The following is a 20,225-nucleotide window of genomic DNA, read 5'->3' as shown; positions in this document are numbered from 1 at the left end:
CGTCACAATCTCCCATCGGTATCGCTCACAGGAAAGACACCTTTGATGTCATAGAACACGTGATCATCCTTCCCATACGACCTTAAATGGTTCGACCCCTTTTCAACAAAGCACTGGTGTGAAACGGCTAATACAACGCACTCATAACTCCCCTCCTCAGGCTCACACAGCGAAAGGCCATATTCGTTCTTTGCTTCGGAAGGATCCACCCACGGGTCGTGCACGTCGACCTTCATACCGAAGTCACGCAAACCCTCGATTACATCGATGACCCTCGTGTTTCTCAGATCCGGGCAATTCTCTTTGAAGGTCAGACCTAGAACCAGAACGCGAGCGCGCTTGATCGGCCGCTCGCGCGCGATCATGAGCCGAACAATCTGATTCACGACATGTGTACCCATGTTATCATTGATCCGACGGCCAGCAAGAACGACCTCAGGGTGATAACCAATCGATTGGGCCTTGTGCGTTAAGTAATACGGATCGACGCCGATGCAGTGACCACCGACCAATCCCGGGCGGAAAGGCAGAAAATTCCACTTAGTACCAGCAGCTTTCAATACAGCTTCGGTCTCGATGCCCAACTTATTGAAAATGATTGCCAACTCATTAATAAGCGCAATGTTCAAGTCGCGCTGAGTGTTCTCGATCACCTTTGCGGCTTCCGCTACGCGAATTGACGAAGCTTTATGCGTACCAGCTGAAATGATGGATGCATAAAGATCGTTAACGAAATCTGCGACCTCAAGAGTTGATCCGGACGTGACCTTAGTGATCGTGGTCAGCCGATGGGTCTTGTCGCCCGGGTTTATCCGTTCGGGGCTGTATCCAGCAAAGAAATCTACGTTAAATTTCAGCCCCGATACGCGTTCCAGAACTGGAACGCAGTCTTCTTCGGTCGCGCCGGGATAGACGGTCGATTCATAGATCACCACGTCGCCGCGCTGTAGCACCTTCCCGATAGTTTGGGACGCCTCAATTAACGGCGTAAGATCCGGGCGCTTGTGACCGTCGATGGGTGTGGGGACCGTGACGATGTATGTATTGCACCTTTCGAGATCGGACGGGGACGACGAAAACCGAAGTTGGCCTGCTTCGGCCAGTTCATCGTCACTAACTTCGAGCGTCGAATCATGCCCGGCTTGCAAGGCCTCGATGCGTTCAGCACAGATGTCGAAGCCGATTACGGGCCGGTGTTTTCCAAACTCCACGGCGAGGGGAAGCCCGACATAGCCGAGACCAATCACGGCAACCGTAGCGTCATCAAGGGGAAACGAATGCATATTGGCCTCAGACATTGTAATATTTCCGGTACCAATCGACGAACCGCGCAATTCCCTCGCGGAAATCTGTTTGCGGACGATATCCCGTTAAGCTTTGAAGGAGGGAAGCATCAGCCCAAGTAGCGGGAACGTCCCCCATCTGCATCGGCATGAGATTGCGGATAGCCTTTTTGCCGACCGCATCCTCGATCGCTTCAATGAAGTCCAGCAGCTTAATTTTATCCGAATTTCCAATATTCACTACTCGATACGGTGCCACCGGAGACAGACTATCCCATTCTGGCACGACGCCATCCTCAGGCTGCACGGGCACGGCGTCGACTAAGAGTCGAATGCCGCGGACGAGGTCTTCGACGTAGGTGAAGTCACGATACATGTCGCCATGATTGTAGATGTCGATAGGGCGCCCCTCCAGCATTGCCGAAACGAATTTGTAGAGCGCAAGGTCGGGACGACCCCATGTGCCATAGACCGTGAAAAAGCGGAACATGGTGATCGGAAGGCCCCATAGATGCGCGTATGAATGCGCCATGCTTTCATTGGCCTTCTTTGTCGCGGCGTAAATCGTAAGCTGGGTATCAGCCTTCTGGGTTTCCGCGAACGGCATCTCACTGTTGGCCCCGTAAACCGATGATGTCGATGCCATAAGCAGGTGATCGATCTCAAGCCGCCGGGCCGCCTCCATAACATTGAAGGTTCCGATGACATTCGCGTCGATATAGGCACGCGGGTTCTCAAGACTGTAGCGCACACCGGCTTGCGCTGCGAGATGGATGATTACGTCTGGCTGGAATTCGTCTGCGAGCCTGTCGAATTTAACCTCATCTTCCAGCATCCCTTCCGTTGCAGAAAAGGCGGAGTCCTGCAGTAGCATCCCGTGGCGCCGTCGTTTTAAGGTAACGTCATAGTAGTCGGTTATCCCGTCATAGCCATGTACTCGGAACCCCTCCGCTAGTAGGAGCCGAGCAAGATGAAACCCTATGAAACCTGCCGTCCCGGTAATAAGAACTTTGCGCTGCGTCATCTTGAAGTCATTTCTACTTTACGTTTTCGGTGAACCGATTTCCGGTTCTCGGGTTATCAATTCTGAGTTCAGCGCATCGATCTCTTCTTTGAGCGCTTCATACTCTTCCATTTTCCTAGTGCCCCTTTGGGGTCAAGCCATAGTCAAAGCTCCGCTTATCTTCAGCGGCTGTGAAACTCCCCAATTTTATTAACCCCTTCTCGATCAACGCGCCCAACACGTAATGAATCCCACCGACACTTGCGCCGACAGATTTTGCCAACTCTCGTTGCGACATCTCGGGGTTTTCTTCCAAAAGCCCGAGAACCGGGAAATGTGTGTCTTCCTGAAGCTTGCCGCGTTTTCCGCTCATACTTGAAACTTTTCAGGACACCGCACAAGGACCGACACAAGGCACTTCGTTGGATGCATAGGTGACATTTTGAACAAACTCCACATCGCTCCAAATCGAGCGATAGCAAATGCGGTTTAAACGAACAAGGATAAATTTAGCTTATTAAGAAACCGCAAGCGCTCAGGAATGGGCGAACCGGAACTTTCTAAAAGGCAATTTCACTGACCGATCTGTCCTTGGCACAGCTAAAAACTTGGTAAAGCGCTTCGGCGCAATAACTTACGATAGCCTAGGATTTCCACAAAGCACTGATGAGTGCTGATTCATTCCCGTATCTCAGTGCGCTTTAACCATGCATTTCAGCATCAAGAGCGAGTATGCTTCGATACCGTGAGATGTCTATTTCTTGAAGGCAGCGAGCAATTCCCCGGAGGTGCTTTCAAGGGAACACCCACGTTCAGATTTTATTGCGGAGTAATGAATGCATTAAAGGCTTTTACAGTGTTGAGACAGAGAAGCAAGTTTCGGCAACTTGTACTGCCTTCAATGGTTCGCGAAGAGATTCACTTAAATCGATTGAGTGCTGAATTCACGTCAAATTAGAGCAGTAAAACAACCCATAATTTTGTGGGATATCGCAGGATTCGCCCACCACCCACGAAAACCCCAATAACGCAAACTATCGAAGGTCTTCCGGAGCGCCCTGCCCGATCACTTCGGAGTTAATCTCCTGCTGCAGCGCCTCGATTTCCGCGATCAAGGCCTCGTGTTCAGCCATGCGGCGCTTCAAAAACGCCTTCGTCAGTTTCGCCTTGGCCAAAACGCCGCGCGGCGTCAGAACATATGTATACCGCAGCTTATTCCCAGACGCCCGGAAGTTTCCAACCTTCACTTGGCCCTTCTCGATCAAACCCTTCAGGCAATAATTCACCACCCCAAGACTTATCCCGAGAGACCTGGCCAAATCTCGCTGAGACAGCTTCGGATCAGCCTCAAGCGCCCGCATCATTCGGAACCGGATATCTTCACTGACTGGCTTTGCCATAAGCCCCTGCGACATAGCTACCGCACCAGAGGTCGCCAGGGCTACCTCCGAGAGTGAACGGCACAGCGTTCACGAATGAACACCTATCTTCAATCGAAAGTTTGGAAAAGACAGAATCCAATCTAGATGCCAAATTTATTGCAATCAGTTTTCAGTCTGGAAGAAAATACAGGCGCCGGCAGAGATACGGGCGGCGGTCAAGTGTCCAGTTCTATAGGCACCGGTATCTAGAGAGACCCGGCTTGTATAGACACCCGGCTTCTCCACGATCGTATGGCCGTGAACAACTACCTCCCCGTCATCACGCGGCTCGCTGAAGAAGTTTGGGTGCCCCCATAAAAGCGCTTCCTCGCGCTGCGCCCCTGGGTGGCGCTTCGGGGACATCGCCGCATGGACACAATGCATATTACCGCTCGACCATCGCAGCGGCAGAGCACGCAGCCATTCCTGCATGCCCGTCGGCAGCGCGGCCTCCAATGCATTTGCCAGTTCAATCGATCCGGCGCTGTCCACCCCACGCTTATCAACCGAGACCCCAAAGCTTTGCAGGGTCTCCACACCCCCAAATTTCAACCATTCCAAACCTGCGCCTGCGGGATCATCAATGAAGTCGAGCATCATGCGCTCATGATTACCCATCAGGCACACGACTTTGTCCGGGTATTGCCGGGAAAGGCCGAAAAGCCGCGTCAGCACGCCCTGCCCGTCTGGACCGCGATCAATATAGTCACCGAGGAAAACGCATACCTCTTCACCAGTGGCGACCGCCCCTAGCTTTTCCAGCAAATCTTCGAGGAGCCCCGCACAGCCGTGGATATCACCGACAGCGAAAAAAGGCGTCTCAGGTGCGAAATTATCAGGTTTCCCTTCGGCTTCCGCGTCGCTGCGCTTATTCCAGACCTTTAGCCATGACGTGATCCACGCGCGCATTCCGCCCCCTGAGTGCTGTCTCGTTTCAGTGATCTTGCGAACCCTTCGGTTAACGCGACTGCGACCGATAGGCCACATAAAACTTCCGAAGGCGTCTGAATACCGGAGCGTCGCCCACAGAGATTGCCCTGTCGCGGCTGAACAAGTATCCCTTCTTCTAAGGAACGGAGAGAGATATGACTCACAAGCCTTGCGCAAAGCCCACCTCACGTCGCCGAACTCAGCGCGCGATGGTCGGCGTTGGCTTGCTCTTGCTGCCCGCCGCAGCGCAAACGCAAGGTTATTCATATACAACTTATGGCACGGTCGGTTTGGTTGACATGCCGACAGCACAGAGCGCTGAAGACGCTGAGCTGACGGCGACATATAGTCAGTTCGCCAACACAGCCCGCACGACGCTGAGCTTTCAGATCACCCCACGCCTCTCCGGTAGTTTCCGATATAGTAAGATTGATGATTACCTACCCAATGGCGACGCTACCTTTGACCGCTCGTTCGACTTGCGCTATCGCTTACTAGACGAAACCAGCAGCCGACCGGCGGTGGCGGTTGGCTTGCAGGATTTTATTGGCACGGGCATTTACTCTGGCGAATATATTGTCGCGACAAAAAGCATTTCTCCCCGCCTAACCTTTACAGGTGGTATCGGCTGGGGCCGGCTTGGCAGCTACAACGGCTTCTCCAACCCGCTCGGTGTCATAGACGGTCGGTTTGATACCAGACCCGACCGTGATGCCGGTCGCGGTGGTGAAATTGAGACATCGGGTTGGTTCCGCGGGGATGCCGCGCTCTTTGGCGGCGTGGCCTGGCAAGCCAGTGACAAGCTTACGTTAAAGGCCGAGTATTCCTCGGACGCTTACGGGCGCGAAACCCGATACGGCTCGTTCGAACATAAGTCGCCATTCAATTTCGGCCTCGACTACCGCGTTCACGAAAATATTCACCTTCAGGCACATTACCTCTACGGGTCGACATTTGGCTTCTCCGTAAATCTACGAAACAATCCGAAGCATCCCGTTGTCAACGGCGGTAAGGGCCCCGCACCTTTGCCGGTTAAACGGCGCGCGCCGGGAGCGGCATTCGACCTCGGTTGGACTGAAAGCTCTGGCATCGAATCCCGTCTGCGCCGACAAACTGACACCCTGCTAACCAACGACGGCATGACGCTTGAGGCAATGGAAATTAGCCCGAATGCGGTGACCGTCCATATCCGCAACGAGCGTTATCTCGTCCGCTCCGAAGCCATCGGACGGACTGCGCGCATCCTCACACAGGTCGTGCCGGCATCGGTAAAGACCTTTACGATCGTCCCGATGGAGAACGGCATTCCGCTTTCTGCAACGACATTGCACCGGTCGGACATCGAGGATTTGGAGCATGAGGCGGATGGTGCGTGGCAGAGCTACGCACGCGCTGACATTGACGATGCCGCGGGCAGCCTCAGGAATACAACCTACCTCGAAGGCCATTACCCAAAGCTGACGTGGTCAGTAGGCCCATACTTTAATGCAGGCTACTTTGACCCTGATGAGCCCATTCGCATAGATACAGGCATCCGGCTTCAAGGCCGCTATGATATTGCGCCGGGTTGGATTGTTTCGGGCAGCATTGAGCAACGTCTCGCCGGCAACATCGGTGACGCAGATCGCGGGGCCAATTCGGTGTTGCCAAAGGTTCGCTCTGAGACTTACATTTATGCGCGCGAGGGGGATACGGCGCTAGAGCATCTAACGCTCGCGCATTACTTCCGACCCGGCAAAGACCTCTATGGACGAGTAACAGCGGGCTACCTGGAATCGCAGTTCGGGGGTGTCTCTAGCGAATTACTCTGGAAGCCCGTCGCCAGCCGCTTGGCCTTGGGGGCCGAGGTAAATTACGCGGTACAACGCGATTTCGACCAAAGGTTTGGCTTCCGTGACTACGAAATCGCGACAGGCCACCTTTCCGCCTACTACGACTTTGGTAACGGCTACCTCGGTCAAATTGATGCGGGGCGCTATCTGGCCGGCGACTACGGCGCGACCTTCACCCTTGACCGGGTGTTCGCCAATGGGTGGAGCGTTGGCGCCTATGCCACGTTTACTGATGTTTCTTTCGACGATTTCGGCGAGGGGTCCTTCGATAAAGGTCTTCGCTTCACCGTGCCACTGTCACATGTCTTGGGACAGCCTTCAGACAAGACTTATAAGGCCGTGATCCAACCGCTGACACGTGACGGGGGCGCTCGGCTGAAGGTCAGAAACCGTCTCTACGAAAGCGTGCGGAGCTATCATACACCCGAATTGAAAGACAGCTGGGGCAGGTTCTGGAGATGAAAAACAAATCTATCGCCGTCTTGTCGCTTCTAGGGTTCCTGTCCGCCTGCGGGCCGGGTCAATCCCAACAAAGCCTGCTGGGGCCAATCACTCAGACGCTTTTTGGTTTTACCAAACCCGCCTCGAAACCCTCCAGCATGGAAGACATCCGACGGCAAGTGACCCCAAAAGTGCGTCAACGGTTTCGACACACCTCTCTAATCATCGCCCAACTTGAGCAAAATGAGCGGGCCTCAATCCTCGTACGAAAGGGCGTGAACCGCGATGTCGAAACCTACTACACCCCCGACAACATCTCACTGAGCCTTAGAGACGGGGTGCTTATCAGCACACGAGGCCTTGGTTTTGACTTGATGAGTAGCGATGTCGCCGAAGTGCTCACAGGTTTGCGCCATGGCGGCCAAGCCGTCCGCGTTCATCGCTATCTTGATGGCGAAGATCAGATTGTGATCAAGAGCTACATTTGCGACTATAGCGGAAATGCCCAGATCATAGAAAACTGCTATGGCAAAGATCACAGTTTTAAGAACAGCTATCAAATGTCGGGGGGAAGAGTCGTCGCGTCCCGGCAATGGATTGGCCCGGATCTTGGCTATATCCGGCTGGAGGATGTTTGATGCCGAGCACGAAAACTTATGCCGATTAGCGAACTTCAGTTCCTAATTCCGTCTCGCGGTCATACGCTGCCGTTCGTTTTTATTCCGAGGTTCCTTAATGTTTAAACGCCTTATCGCCGCTTCTACTCTGATACTTCTCAGCGGTTGCGGGGTGGCCTATGTCTCTCCGAAAGTCACGGATGCTGGCAGCAAGGTCCGGATTGTACCTCTGACCTCGGAAACCGTTCTGGCGGCGAATAGTTCTACCTATGAACCCAAACAGCTTCCGGCTGTGTTTTTCCAGACTGCCGGCGGCGCGGGTGGTCTGCGCGGCGCGGGGCCGACCCCTTCGCCCGTCTCTCAGATTGAGACAAAGCCCGGCAACCTCGCGCTTCGGGTCCCGAACACCCCGCCAAGCACGACCTATCATATCGGCGTGGGTGATGTCCTATTGCTGGCGACACGCAGTGGAAGCAGCACGGTCGAAGAACTCAGTGGCCTGCTCGCAGCGCAAAATCGGCGCCAAGGTTACACCGTTCAGGATGACGGGGCGATCGCCATTCCCGATGTCGGTCGCGTCAAAGTCTCTGACCTGACATTGGAAGAAGCCGAAGCGGCACTCTTTCAGCGCTTGCTAGAGGCGCAGATCGACCCCTCGTTCAGCCTTGAGATCGCAGAATTTAACTCCAAACGTGTCTCTGTCGGCGGTGCCGTTGGAAATCCCACGGTGATCCCAATTACTCTGACCGAGCTTACTTTGGACCAAGCCGTAGCGGGTGCGGGTGGCATCCAAACTCCTGATCTCGAATACGCATCGATCCGACTGTACCGCGACGGTGATCTCTATCAGATCCCGCTTGAACAGTACCTGCGTCGCCCAGACCTACAAAAAACCCGCCTTGTCGCTGGAGACAGTGTGTTTGTCGATACGGAGTATCAACTTGACCGGGCGCAGGCATATTTTGCCGAGCAGATCACCCTCCAGCAGTTCCGCCAGCAGGCGCGTGCTCAAGCTTTGGCCGAGCTCACTGCTGTCGTCGATCTGCGCCGTGCTTCACTCCAAGAAGGCAGAGCCAACTTCGAAGCCCAACTTGCGAACGACGCGGTAGACAGGGATTATGCTTATCTCGCAGGTGAAGTGACCAAATCCGGTCGTTTCACCCTGCCCTTCGGCCGAAAATCTACCCTTGCGGATGCGCTTTACTCCGAAGGAGGGATCGACACGATGACCGGCAACCCCTCCCAAATTTACGTATTGCGCGGCTCGAACGACCCTCGGGAGTTCGGCGCAGTGACGGCATGGAACCTCGATGCACGCAATGCGACCAATCTGATATTGGCTACGCGAATGGAGCTACGTCCGAACGACATCATTTTTGTCGCCGAACAGCCAGTCACGCGCTGGAACCGGGTCATTACCCAGATCACTCCGTCGATTATCTCCAGTGTAGCCACCTCGGTTAACTAAACTTGTGGCGGGCTTTGCCTACCAACCTCTTTGCCTCCTTCCAACGGTCTGCGCGCGCCATCGGTGCGCGCTTACTCCTGTCAGAGCAAAAAAGACCAGAGAGCTATAGATGTCCGATAGTATAAGAGCAGGATGGTTCGTTGCTCAACTCCGGCCGCATGGCCTCGCCCAAGCACGGGTTCATCTTAGGCGACAGGGGTTTGACACATTCTCGCCTGCACTAGTGCACCGCCCTCACAACCAGCCAAACAAATTACGAGCAGAGCGCCCGCTCTTCCCCGGCTATCTCTTCGTGAACTTTGATCCAAACCAGAATGGGTGGACGGCCATCAACAGCACACGAGGCGTTTCACGCCTTATTCTGAACGATCCCCGTCGCCCCCGGCCACTTCCAGCAGAGCTTATCCGCGCTCTACAGAACCGCTGGGATCCGAGAAATGATCATAAGGGAGAAGATGACCTAGCAGTCGGTGATTGCGTGCGCATCCTCACCGGACCTTTCGCCGAACTTGTAACAAAGATCGAGGCTCTGCCGAGCGCAGAGCGTGTCGGCGTGCTGATCGATTTGATGGGCGGGGAAGTCCGCTCTTCACTGCCCCGAGGTCATGTCGCCAAGGTTGAAAAGTGACCTTTAAGTGAACTCTTGTGCCGCCTATCTGCATTACACTGTGGCCTGACATTGGGGTGTCATCCTATCTATGTGACATTGTCCAAATGGTTTGTTGAGCTTCAGCGACCTACTTTCGAAGGTAGTGACTAGCACGCAATGGTGAACCGCTTACGGCTTGCCGGTGGGTAATTACTCAGTTTCATGTGACTTCAACAGAACTGTTTCCTCGCCCATAGAATATTCCTCTGCTTCTGCTGAAGCTCTTACCCGAGCGAAAGCTTCTGGGGAGCCCCGGGCAGATCAACAGTCTAGGCTTATAGGCCCGCTGGTCCTGAGCGCACTTCGAAAGGTGCGAACGAGTGCATATTGGCCCGCATCATTATCGAGAGACAGTGGCGAGTCTTGAAATACGATTGAGTCTACCTCATCGGGGAGGCGAGATTGGAGATGAAAAGAACATTCGGAACTGGATGAACTTCTACACCCAACGGCGCCCTCATTCCGCCTCGAGAGGCAAAGCTCCGACGCCGGTTTGTCGGCAAAAATATTTGCGTAAATCAACCCGGCTAAACAGGTGCAACGCGTAGCGAAGTCTGCGTCAGATCTATTTAGGTGGTAGAGAGTAGTTTCGTTGCTCTCACCCAGGTTTCTGCGGATCCTGCATGGCATTGCTGAAGTTACCGGTGTAGTGAACGATTGACTAGGCGATTTACATGGGAACAGGCATTTCATGACCCAGCAACAAGTATTTTCTGACGGTACCCATCAAGATCGCGAGAATGATGATGAGATCGATCTTTCCAGCCTGTTTCGCACTCTCTGGCGGGGCAAACTCTGGATTGCGCTTTGCGGTTTGCTCGCACTACTGCTTGGGGGATACTATGCTTACGGCATGGCCGTGCCAGTCTACACCGCCAAGGCCGCTATCGCTCTAGAAAGCCGACAAGAACAGGTGATGGACATCGAAAGCGTCGTGACCGGCCTTGGCGGCGATCAATCGACGATCAATACCGAGGTTGAGGTGCTCCGCTCGCGCGGTCTTATCGAAGATTTGGTAATGGACATGAATCTTCTTCAAGATCCAGAGTTCAACACCAGACTGCAACCTGCTCCGAGTTTTTCCATCGGACAGGCGGTCGGCTTTATACGCGGCCTTATATCCAAACCGCAAGAACCCCAGCCTGCCACGGAGCGGGCTATTCTCGATTCTACAATCAATACTGTCCTCGATTCGATTTCGGCCTCTAACCTGCGACAGAGTTTTGTCTTTGAAATTACTGTGACCACCGAGGATCCGGATAAATCCGCGGCGATGGCAAACAGACTTGCCGAACTCTACATCCAAGACCAAATTTCCGTTAAGTTCGAAAAAACAGAACAGGCCACGAGCTGGCTCAGCGAACGTGTAAGCGGTCTTCAGATCGAGCTAGAAACTGCGCAGGCTGAGCTAAAGGACTTCTCTACCAACACAGAGCTCGTGAACGCCGAAACCTTGGCTGCACTTAACCGCCAATTGAAAGACCTGCGGGATCGTCGCGCGACCCTCGCAACACAGGCAGAGGCTACGGAAAGCCGGTTGCAGATATTGGAAGACGCACGCGAAGCCGGTGCTGCTGCTTTTGTTGAGGTTGCAAATGATGCTGCTCTTAACCAAGTTTATCGGCGCCTCGAAGATGGCAGCGTCGGAGCCGAGACTGCATTCGAAACTCGCGCGAACGCCCTGATTACCCGCGCGGAGCTTGAAGCCACGCGCTCCTTGTCTCAGTTGAGCGCTATTGACGAATCCATAGCCGAGGTCAGCACCCGGATCGATAATCAGTCCGAAGAACTGGTCATCCTTGAACAGCTTCAGCGAGAAGTTGAAGCAAGCCGGCTGCTTTACGAAGCGTTTCTAAGCCGCCTTAAAGAAACCAGCATTCAACAAGGCATCCAACAGGCCGACAGCAGGATCCTCAGCCGGGCCGTGGTGCCAGCTAACCCCTCCGCTCCCCGCAAATCCCGAATATTGGCACTCTCCTTGATCCTGGGTCTTATGGCTGGCTCCGCCGCTGTACTGCTCCGGGAAATGGCTCAGAACACGTTCCGCACGGCCGAAGATCTTGAGGCGAAGACCGGCCATTCCGTCATCGGGCAGATCCCAAAAATTCCAGCCAAGCATCGGCGGAACGTTTTAGAGTATATCAGTCAAAAGCCTAATTCCGTTGCTGCCGAATCCGTTAGAAACCTCCGTACATCGCTGCTCTTGGCGAACCTCGACACACCGCCGAAAATCATCATGTCGACATCCTCAGTTCCTGGAGAGGGTAAGACTACGCAATCTATTTCACTTGCACAGAACTTCGCAGGGCTAGGTGCGAAAGTGCTCCTGATCGAAGGTGATTTGCGGCGCCGCGTTTTGGACGAATACTTCGGACACGACCAAAAGCACGGCTTCCTATCCGTCATTTCCGGTGAAGTTCCACTTGAAAAAGCCATTGTGCATGACGAAACGTTGAAAGCTGACATACTCTACGGTGAGCAATCGACCATCAACGCTGCGGATTTGTTTTCATCGAACACCTTTGCTGACTTCATCAAAGGGCTTCGAGAACACTACGACCATATCATCATCGATACGCCGCCCGCCCTCGCCGTACCTGACGCCCGCGTGATCGGCCAGTTGGTCGATGCCGTAGTCTATACGGTTCAATGGGATTCCACGCCCCACCGTCAGGTACTGGACGGGCTTAAATCGCTGCAAAGCGTCAACATTCGCGTGAGCGGTTTGGTATTGAGCCAGATTGACGGCAACAAGATGAAGCGCTACGGCTATGCCGATAGTTACGGGGATTATTCAAGCTACTATCAAAAGTAAGACTTTATTTTCTGTCGCCTCGACACTTCCGCGGTAGATTGCAAAGGCAAATCGTAGTGTTCAAACGCCCCAACATCTCTTAAGGCGGTGTTATCACGTTACCGAGCCTTAGATCGCTGGTGCATTGATCTGGGCGTAGGCGGTGTCGATGCAGGCATTGAAAATCAGCTGCATGAAGTGGTCCCAGCGTTTCGGACAGTTTCGCAGCGTTTCTAAGGTGTATCGGGTTTAGGTTTCATGCTGCTTGTCGCTCTTCCAAGCCTGCCCAATATGCGCCGTCTGGCGTCTTCCGATCAAGCGCGGAATGGGGCCGTCGGGTGTTGTAGAAAGCCATCCAGTTCCTGACGACGCGCCGGGCCTGGAAGCCATCGGAGATTTCCTCAAGGTAGATGGCCTCCTGCTTTAGAGATCGCCACAGGCGTTCGATGAAGATTTTATCGAAATATCTTCCCCGACCATCCATCGAGATTCGCACGCCCACCTCGGTCAGCGTGGTGATCCAGGCCGATCCGGTGAACTGGCTAACCTGGACGCTCTTCTAAGTGTCAAGCGGCGATCTGAGCCTGATTGATTTGTTTGTGGCGGCGGGCGATGACGTTGAAAATCTCACGTGCAATGTATCGTTTTACACAACGGATTGCCTCGAGTTTGGAGTGGCCCTCTGCTATACGCCGCGAGACATATTCTTGGGTCTTCGGATCAAGCCGCAACCTTCCTATCGCGATGATGTGGAGCGCACTGTTGGCCGCGAGGTCACCACCTCTGCTTAATCGGTGTCGTGTTGTTTTGCCTGATGAGGCTGGCACTGGACTGACACCACATAAGGCAGCAAAGCTGGCTTCGGATCTGAGACGCTCCGGATTATCACCTGCCGTGAGTAACAACTGTGCAGCGCTGTTCAGGCCCACGCCGTTACTTGCAATCAACTCTAGGGCTAAATCTGTGACGAATGCCTCGATCATATCGTCAAGGTCCGCAACCTCATCATGCAGCTCGAGATAGCGACGCGCCAGTGATTTGAACGCGATCTTGTAGGCTTCCTCGATATCCCGATACCCTGTCAGATCCGAACGCCAAGCTGCCAGGGTACGGGTCATGTTGCGCAAAAGTTCACGCAGCCGGCCATCAGCCGCCGGACGCGGTGACGTCCGATGACCGTGCCTTCTCCCCGCAGATAAGCCGCGATCTGACGACTACCGAAGAACGGATATTTGGTGAACACCCGGTCGATCTCCTTCATCAACGCCAGCGTTTCCGCGTTGATGCCGACCGGCGTGTAGTAGAAGGCCGACCGGCTCAGCCGCACAAGTTTGCATTGCTGGCTGATACTCAGCGCAGGGTGATCCCGTTTGATCATGGCGCGTTCCTTGCCGGGGCTCATCGCTTCAGCCCTTCCGACAAAAATCATTCTAAACCGCCAACCTCCCGATCTTGGCGTGCAACTCCTTGACCTCGGCTTCTGTTGGGCCGCTCTGTTTGCCGCCAGAGAACACATCCGCCATGCCCTCGATGGCCTGCCGTTTCCACGCGCTGACCTGATTAGGGTGCAGCTGATGCCTCGCTGCGATCTCCTGCACGGTCTTGTCGCCACGAAGCGCTCCCAACGCCACCTTGGCTATAAACTGATCTGTAAAGTTCCGGCGCCCTGCCATTCTCGTATCCCTCCAAAGGTTTGGGATACACCTTAGCCGACTGTCCAGTTTTCTGGGACCACTTCAACCTCATGGTGTCGTGCTACCTCAGCCACCGTAACGCTGTCGCCAAGGTTTTATCCTCGACGATACGGATCATGTCATCATCAGACCAACGGCGGCGACGGCCGGTATCAGAGGCTGACAAAACTTGAATGCGGGGGGTGTCTTCGCGTGCGTGGATAAGGACACTCGATAAACGATCTCACAGCCCACCAGCCAGACGGCTCTCGGCGAAGGTTTACCGTTTCTAGAGGGTGAATCACGCGGCGTCGCTCCAATCAAATGATCCTGACCTTAGCCGCGTGAGGCCGGGTATGGCAGGCACTTGCCGACGGAAATCTGCCGCTTTCATTTCGGCTCCGATTCTTGAAGCCAATGCGGTTTTGGCGACCAAATCAAAGCTTTCAGACTCCGGAGCAGAATATGACCGAGTTCGGGCTCTCAATGCGCTGCCTCAAGTTCATCTGTTAACGCTTCTGAATCATTTAAAAAATCATTATACGGCCTCAAGCTATTTGATCGCGTCACGCATTTCTTATAGCATTGCGGAGAAAACGTGTTACACAGAAAGAAACCCGGATAACACGGATTTAAGAGGCAGGACAAATGAATACGAGCGGATCAGCGTCCCTAGGCAGGCATGCGGGGCTTATCTCAAGCCAGCTTATACAGCATCGGGAGCGCTTACTCGAGCCGAACAAAGAAAAGGTCTTGCGACCTTTTTCGTTCAAGGAGGCTTGCCACTACATCGGAGTGAACGAGAACTCGCTGCGCCACACCCTACGTAGCAACCCGGATCTGCCCCAAGGAACACTCCTTCGGGGAACGCGTCGTTATTTCGAGGCATCCGAGTTCCATGCGATCAGAGACTTCCTGATCGAGAATGACCGGCTCGAAAGCAAGAACATTACGCGCAGACAGGATGGCGAGCGCTCTCAGGTCGTTAGTATCGTGAACCTGAAAGGCGGCGCGGGTAAAACCTCTACCGCCGCCAGCGTCGCGTCCGCCTTGGCTTTGCGTGGCTATAGGGTGGCAGTCATCGACCTCGACGCCCAGGCCAGCACTACACAATTTTGCGGGATCATCCCAGAGCGCGAGCCGGACATGCTCACACTCTATGACGCAATCCGCTACCCTGATGCCTCTGATCCCAAGGGAACCCAGCGGGTCGATATTCGCGAGGTGATCCGGGAAACGCATATCCCCAATCTCAGCCTGATCCCCTCCAATATGCATATCATGGAGTTCGAACATGAGACCGCAGTCAACGATCAGAAGAAATTCCCGTTCTTCGTTCGCGTAGAAGAAGCCCTCGCGCCCATCCGCGATGACTTTGACGTGTTCTTGGTCGACTGCCCGCCACAAATGAGCTTTGCGGTTATCGCATCTCTTTTTGCCAGCTCCGGGCTTCTTGTTCCCGTCACGGCCTCCTTCATCGATGTCATGAGCCTCGGTACATTCCTCGGGATGGCTGGTGAAATGATGTCGGTTTTGGAAGGACGTCAGGGCGCTCGACCCTACGACTGGATCAAGTACCTGATCACGAGATACAACCCCACCGACCAGCCGCAAATTCAGGTCGCCAGCTATTTGAGGTCCATCCTCGAAGAAGCGGTCATGGCCAGCGAGTTCTATTTGTCGGCCGCGATCGCGGATGCGGCGAATAGCGCGGAGACCATTGCCGAAGTCGATCCGTCTAGCTTCAATCGCCAGACCTATCAGCGTGCTTGGGATTCCGTGACAAGGGTCGTTGCGGAGTTTGAAGGTCTTATCCATCAATCGTGGGGGAGAGATACCAATGGCGCGTAAAGGCATTTTCTCAGCAAGTCTTGAGCGGACTTTGTCCGGTGATGAGGATACGCAGGAAGCCCCCTCCCCTGCCCCAAGCACTCCCGCTGCGGCGCCTACATCTGGCAGCCCAACAGTCCGACGCTTCCGCGAAACCTATGACGATCTGCGGAACCAGACGATTCAAGAAATCGCCGTCGACCTCATCGGCCAGAGTAAATATCAGGACCGCTTCGATGTCTCTGCGGAAATTGACACACTTGTCGAATCTATTCGGGAGTCCGGCCAACAAGTCCCCGTATTGCTCAGAGCTGCGGCGCCTGGTTCCGGCTTCGAGTACGAACCGGTCTACGGTCGGCGTCGGATCGCGGCCTGTCGTATTCTCGCCATTCCGGTCAAAGCCTATATCGGCGAGATGGACGATGACGCTTTGGTCGTGGCCCAAGGTCTGGAAAACGCTGAGCGTCTGGAAAATAGCTACATCGAGAAATCTGCTTTTATCACTCAACTGCTCGATAGCGGTATGAAGACCGGGGTGATTGAACGCGCCCTGAACATTCCAAAAGGTGAAGTAAGTCGAATGGCAAAGGTCATTCGGGAGATCCCAAGTGAGCTTATCGATGCGATCGGTCCGGCTCATGGCATCGGTCGGAGGCAATGGGGAGCGCTGGCAAAGATCACAGCAGATGTTGAGACCCGCCGCATCAAAAGAGCGGTAGAAGCCCTGCCTGAGGAGCTGGATAGCCCCGGCCGGTTCAGCGCTGTCCTTCAGGGTTTGAAGCGCGGCTCTGAGCAGGCGCCAAGCAAGCCTAAGAAGCTCTCGGTTGCAAAAGGTCATGTTGAGCTGTCGCCCAGCACCAAGGGCATTAGCATCAAGGTAAAAGATAAGTCCGACGCCGCCTTCATTGAGTGGCTCCAGGACGAAACCGAAAAGCTGTATTGGCAATGGAAATCAGGAAGTGAATGACGTAACTCGTTGTTTTGCAATGATTATTCGGATGCTCGAAAAAAAGATGTACCGCGGTACATCTTCTCCCCGCCCAATAAAGCGCCTCTAGGAGAGCGAAATACGAACCCCGCTAGAGCAACAATAAGATAAGAAAGGAGGCAGACGCAGAGCAAAAAGAAACCCCCCGAAACCGTAGTCTCGAAGGGCCCCAAGTGATTTAAGCACCTCTTGGATACCCTGCTAGAGAATCGATTGCAACATCGTTTTCGGTGAATGGTATCTCTTTGCCGTCTGAAAATTCATGGAACAGGCAATAACCACGGCATCTCATGCCGGAGAGCGGAGGAGCTATACCCCTACCCTTTTCGGAACCACGCCTTCAGTCACGCGCCGCGATCTTCTCACCGCGGTAAAGAACAGCAGTCAAAGCTATGGCCTGACCCCAAGCTCGATTCTCGTGCTGGAAACGCTTTTGAGCTTCCTCCCATGTCGGGACCGAGAAACGGGCATTGAGACTCCTCTTAGCTCAGATGCTTTGTTAGTGGTTTATCCATCGAACAAATCCATCTGCGAGCGTGCCAATCGCATGAGCGATCGTGTGCTCCGCCGCCACATCGCCAAGCTCTGCGAGATCGGTTTCATCACACGCAAGGACAGCGCCACCGGAAAACGCTTCCCGCTCCGGGTTGGCGGAGTTGTTCGTGATGCCTTCGGCTTCGATCTCTCACCTCTCCTCCGCATCTACCCTGAGCTGGTGGCTGAAGCGGCAAGGCTCGAACTTGAAGCCGAGGAGCTCCGCTCGATGCGCTCCAAAGCGCTGGCAATTCGTGCTGATCTTCTGCGCGCTCCTGAACAGTTGACCGAAGTACAGATCGACTATCTCGCTGAGGTCAAGAAGATCCTCCGCAGGACCTCGTTGAAGTCCGAGAGGGTCGCTACACTCATTCGCGAGATGCGTGCTTTGAAGTCTGACGCCCAAGCTCGCCTTTCCGCGTCGGGAGAAACCATTCAGATCACTCAGCCCCACCCCTGCGCTCCTTGCTCTGCACCGGCTTCCGCTGACCAGCCGCAACGCACTGAGCACAAAGAGATCCCCCCGAAGGAAGCTGTGCGCGGTACAAGCTGTGCCGGGCAAGACCGGAACCTTGAGATTGATGCGCCCCGTTCAGTACCTTTGTCGAGCCGGACAGTCGAAACTCAGCGCGAAGCGAGCTCCCAGGGCCGCCTTGTGAATGCGCCGAAAGAGTCCGGCAGAAACGGTCAGAATGCCCGCCAAGTAGAGTCCATAAAAATAGATCCTACTAAGAAAGCGCACGAAGAATATGAACGGCTTGTCGAAGCATGGGTGCGTTGCCCCAATATCAGAAGCCTCTATCCTGATGCTGTACAATCACCCTCTCGTCTGCGGGAAGCGGTTTTTCTTTTTGGATCTTTTCTGGGTTTGAAGAATGAAGCCTTGGCGAAAGGTGTCACCTCAATCGGATGGCCGAACATGCTTAGAACTCTGGAGTACCTGGCTGAGAATGCGATGCGTATCAAATCACCCGCAGCTTACTTTACCTCGATGATCGCGGGGTTCATCGCGGGCAAGCCTGTCGCGGGCATTCGATGAGCCAGAGTGACTTCCCCTAAGCCAGAGTTTACCACGCTACAGATGGCCTAGAATGCATATTTGCTGTTGATCACCAAGGCTGCTGATCTAAACGTTCGCGATGACTTTTCTGGCGGGAATGTTTGTACATACACGGTTTGCTGGCTACCCCGGACCAGGGGTCCTCGCTAAAATATGTACCGCGGTACAGGTCCCTTAAGGTGTGAGGTCAAAGTGGGCTTCATCGCCCGAAACCTGACTAAACTTTGCTGACGCTATCTTGTTGGGCGTAACCGAGGCCATATTCACCTCAATGAGGCTCGAGCGCAATTTCCATGTAGCAATCTGTACCGCGGTACAAACTTGGCTGGGTGTCCATAATTGGATTTATCAACCGCTCGGAGAATGATTGTACCGCCATTTTCCGACCTGTCATGCTCACTTGAATAGGCTGGTTGATGAGCGCACCGCAACGGCTTTTATGAAATCTGTCTCGCGTTACAGATTTCTCGGAGAACGGGTTAACAATTAGCTTCACCATCGGAAGATCAGCTGTCTGTACCGAGGTCTCCAGGGGAGCCTTAACTAGGGCAATATGTCAGAGTCTTACGGCGCTAACCGGACGTTGAACGCCCCCATTGTCTTCCTTGCCGTCTATCCGCTGGTTTACCTGCATAGCAACGAAGGCGTTTAGCATGTGCGGGGAGTAAGTGAAGGCCAGGTGGTGTAACTGCAGGTTTGGAAACTCATTTGATGCTGGCGCCATGAGCTTCTGCCAATTTAGGTGTTCCATGGAAGTGCAATCTGCGGCAAACGTCGCCTAGTCAACGATCGGTATGCCAACTTTCAATCTCGGCGAGTTAACGAGACAAGACCAAGATTGGTGCTCAACAACCATCATGTGCGATCTTCATAATTCTCCAAATGAGCGACCGCATCCGAGACTTTGGAGCGTATTTCCACAGCATCACTTTTGGACGGTGAAAAACTGGCTTCAATCTATCAGTGTTACTGGAAAGGCTCTCTCGTTCTGATTCAGCTGCTGGGTAATGTCCACCGCGGGGGACATGCTGGGAGGTAGAGATGGACTGTGAAAAGGGTTGCGCGTAGTGAGATCGTAAAAGTAACTTCCCACGCACATTGTGGAAAAGATCAGATGGCGAGCTCTCCCTGATAGATCCTGGCTCCCGTCATGAGGCATTCTCTTCGGCCTGCTTGTGCTGAGCCAGTTAAAAATTAGGCCCCCCGCAGAGGAACTGGGCAAATTCATTGCCCACCGCAAATTTTTCCAGGGCTTGAGCGTCCAGCTCGTTCTGACATGTGTTGTCTCTAAAGCGAGTTAGGCCTTTCAGCTGACTGCAGACACTTCCAGGCCATGTCTCTGCTGCTGAAGCAGAAACACCTGGCCCAAGATCACGCTCATTTCCTGCATGGTTCGGGATGCTATGTCCACCATGCTTACTGAGCCGACTCGCCTACGGAGAACATGCAGTGCGCTGCTTTGCATCCGATCGATCAGCTCTGCACCTTCGTGGTGCTTCGGGAGAAGGGTAAGGGCGCTGAAGAGAAAGAGGCCGTGTTCTTTGTCACTCCGCGGGTGGTGAGACAGTGCCTGAAACTCGCTGTCTGGCCCCTGCCCTGCTCGATCGTCTGATCGCCGACAAGCTTCAGTCTAAAGCCGAAGCGATCGTGACCGAAAGTTGGAGATTGCCGAGAACTCGCCTGACCTTACCTATGCCTAAAG

General features: G+C 54.0%; 15 protein-coding genes and 1 pseudogene. 8 read left to right on the top strand and 8 right to left on the bottom strand.

The genetic code is table 11. From position 1 onward, the window contains the following. Positions 1-2: 2 nt before the first annotated feature. The 5 genes from tviB to J7392_RS22045 all read right to left on the bottom strand — a co-directional run bounded on the left by tviB (position 3) and on the right by J7392_RS22045 (position 4,616). The gene (gene tviB, locus J7392_RS22065) at positions 3-1,298 is read right to left on the bottom strand and encodes a Vi polysaccharide biosynthesis UDP-N-acetylglucosamine C-6 dehydrogenase TviB (RefSeq protein WP_247744716.1); all 1,296 of its coding nucleotides are present in this window, start codon (positions 1,296-1,298) and stop codon (positions 3-5) included. Further along, positions 1,291-2,307, bottom strand: coding sequence for an NAD-dependent epimerase/dehydratase family protein (locus J7392_RS22060; RefSeq protein WP_209219457.1), 1,017 nt, complete (start codon positions 2,305-2,307; stop codon positions 1,291-1,293). Before J7392_RS22060 ends, tviB begins: the two co-directional genes overlap by 8 nt. 115 nt (positions 2,308-2,422) lie before the next feature. Next, positions 2,423-2,659, bottom strand: coding sequence for a winged helix-turn-helix transcriptional regulator (locus tag J7392_RS22055; RefSeq protein WP_247744715.1), 237 nt, complete (start codon positions 2,657-2,659; stop codon positions 2,423-2,425). Between the two features lie 661 nt (positions 2,660-3,320). Beyond that, positions 3,321-3,686 (bottom strand): MarR family EPS-associated transcriptional regulator, encoded by a 366-nt coding sequence (locus J7392_RS22050; protein WP_209219456.1) that lies wholly within the window; start codon positions 3,684-3,686, stop codon positions 3,321-3,323. A 144-nt stretch (positions 3,687-3,830) separates the two neighbouring features. Next, on the bottom strand, positions 3,831-4,616 hold the full coding sequence (locus tag J7392_RS22045; RefSeq protein ID WP_209219455.1) for a metallophosphoesterase family protein: 786 nt from the start codon (positions 4,614-4,616) through the stop codon (positions 3,831-3,833). 176 nt (positions 4,617-4,792) lie between these two features. Between J7392_RS22045 and J7392_RS22040 the strand changes: the two genes are divergently transcribed. The 5 genes from J7392_RS22040 (at position 4,793) to J7392_RS22020 (ending at position 12,459) form a co-directional block, all read left to right on the top strand. Continuing rightward, positions 4,793-6,931, top strand: coding sequence for a YjbH domain-containing protein (locus J7392_RS22040; protein ID WP_209219454.1), 2,139 nt, complete (start codon positions 4,793-4,795; stop codon positions 6,929-6,931). Continuing rightward, positions 6,928-7,548: a YjbF family lipoprotein gene (locus J7392_RS22035; RefSeq protein WP_209219453.1), complete on the top strand. Its 621-nt coding sequence runs from the start codon at positions 6,928-6,930 to the stop codon at positions 7,546-7,548. The genes J7392_RS22040 and J7392_RS22035 overlap by 4 nt, the downstream gene beginning before the upstream one ends. A 97-nt stretch (positions 7,549-7,645) precedes the next feature. Continuing rightward, positions 7,646-8,995, top strand: a complete 1,350-nt coding sequence (locus J7392_RS22030; protein ID WP_209219452.1) for a polysaccharide biosynthesis/export family protein — start codon at positions 7,646-7,648, stop codon at positions 8,993-8,995. A gap of 478 nt (positions 8,996-9,473) precedes the next feature. Continuing rightward, positions 9,474-9,623, top strand: coding sequence for a hypothetical protein (locus J7392_RS24265; protein ID WP_247744714.1), 150 nt, complete (start codon positions 9,474-9,476; stop codon positions 9,621-9,623). 712 nt (positions 9,624-10,335) lie between these two features. After that, positions 10,336-12,459 (top strand): polysaccharide biosynthesis tyrosine autokinase, encoded by a 2,124-nt coding sequence (locus tag J7392_RS22020; protein ID WP_209219450.1) that lies wholly within the window; start codon positions 10,336-10,338, stop codon positions 12,457-12,459. A gap of 545 nt (positions 12,460-13,004) precedes the next feature. Here J7392_RS22020 and J7392_RS22010 read toward each other — a convergent pair. The 3 genes and pseudogenes from J7392_RS22010 to J7392_RS22000 form a co-directional block, all read right to left on the bottom strand. After that, positions 13,005-13,577 (bottom strand): annotated as a pseudogene (locus tag J7392_RS22010) (transposase); the annotation flags it as partial. Next, positions 13,553-13,699: an IS3 family transposase gene (locus tag J7392_RS24260; protein WP_247744718.1), complete on the bottom strand. Its 147-nt coding sequence runs from the start codon at positions 13,697-13,699 to the stop codon at positions 13,553-13,555. The pseudogene J7392_RS22010 and the gene J7392_RS24260, both read right to left, overlap by 25 nt. Positions 13,700-13,868: 169 nt before the next feature. Further along, positions 13,869-14,111, bottom strand: a complete 243-nt coding sequence (locus J7392_RS22000) for a transposase (RefSeq protein WP_209219447.1) — start codon at positions 14,109-14,111, stop codon at positions 13,869-13,871. A 648-nt stretch (positions 14,112-14,759) separates the two neighbouring features. Here J7392_RS22000 and repA point away from each other — a divergent pair. From repA to J7392_RS21985, 3 genes are all read left to right on the top strand, one after another. Further along, a complete protein-coding gene (gene repA / locus J7392_RS21995) occupies positions 14,760-15,962 on the top strand; it encodes a plasmid partitioning protein RepA (protein WP_209219446.1) in 1,203 nt (400 codons plus the stop codon). After that, the gene (repB, locus tag J7392_RS21990) at positions 15,952-16,908 is read left to right on the top strand and encodes a plasmid partitioning protein RepB (RefSeq protein ID WP_209219445.1); all 957 of its coding nucleotides are present in this window, start codon (positions 15,952-15,954) and stop codon (positions 16,906-16,908) included. The genes repA and repB overlap by 11 nt, the downstream gene beginning before the upstream one ends. Positions 16,909-17,191: 283 nt before the next feature. Next, the gene (locus tag J7392_RS21985; protein WP_209219444.1) at positions 17,192-18,502 is read left to right on the top strand and encodes a helix-turn-helix domain-containing protein; all 1,311 of its coding nucleotides are present in this window, start codon (positions 17,192-17,194) and stop codon (positions 18,500-18,502) included. The last annotated feature ends 1,723 nt before the right edge of the window (positions 18,503-20,225 follow it).

Source organism: Sulfitobacter sp. R18_1 (assembly GCF_017743915.1).
GTDB lineage: Bacteria > Pseudomonadota > Alphaproteobacteria > Rhodobacterales > Rhodobacteraceae > Sulfitobacter > Sulfitobacter faviae.
Note: the sequence above shows the minus strand (reverse complement) of the source record. Positions and strands in the feature narration are given on the sequence as shown.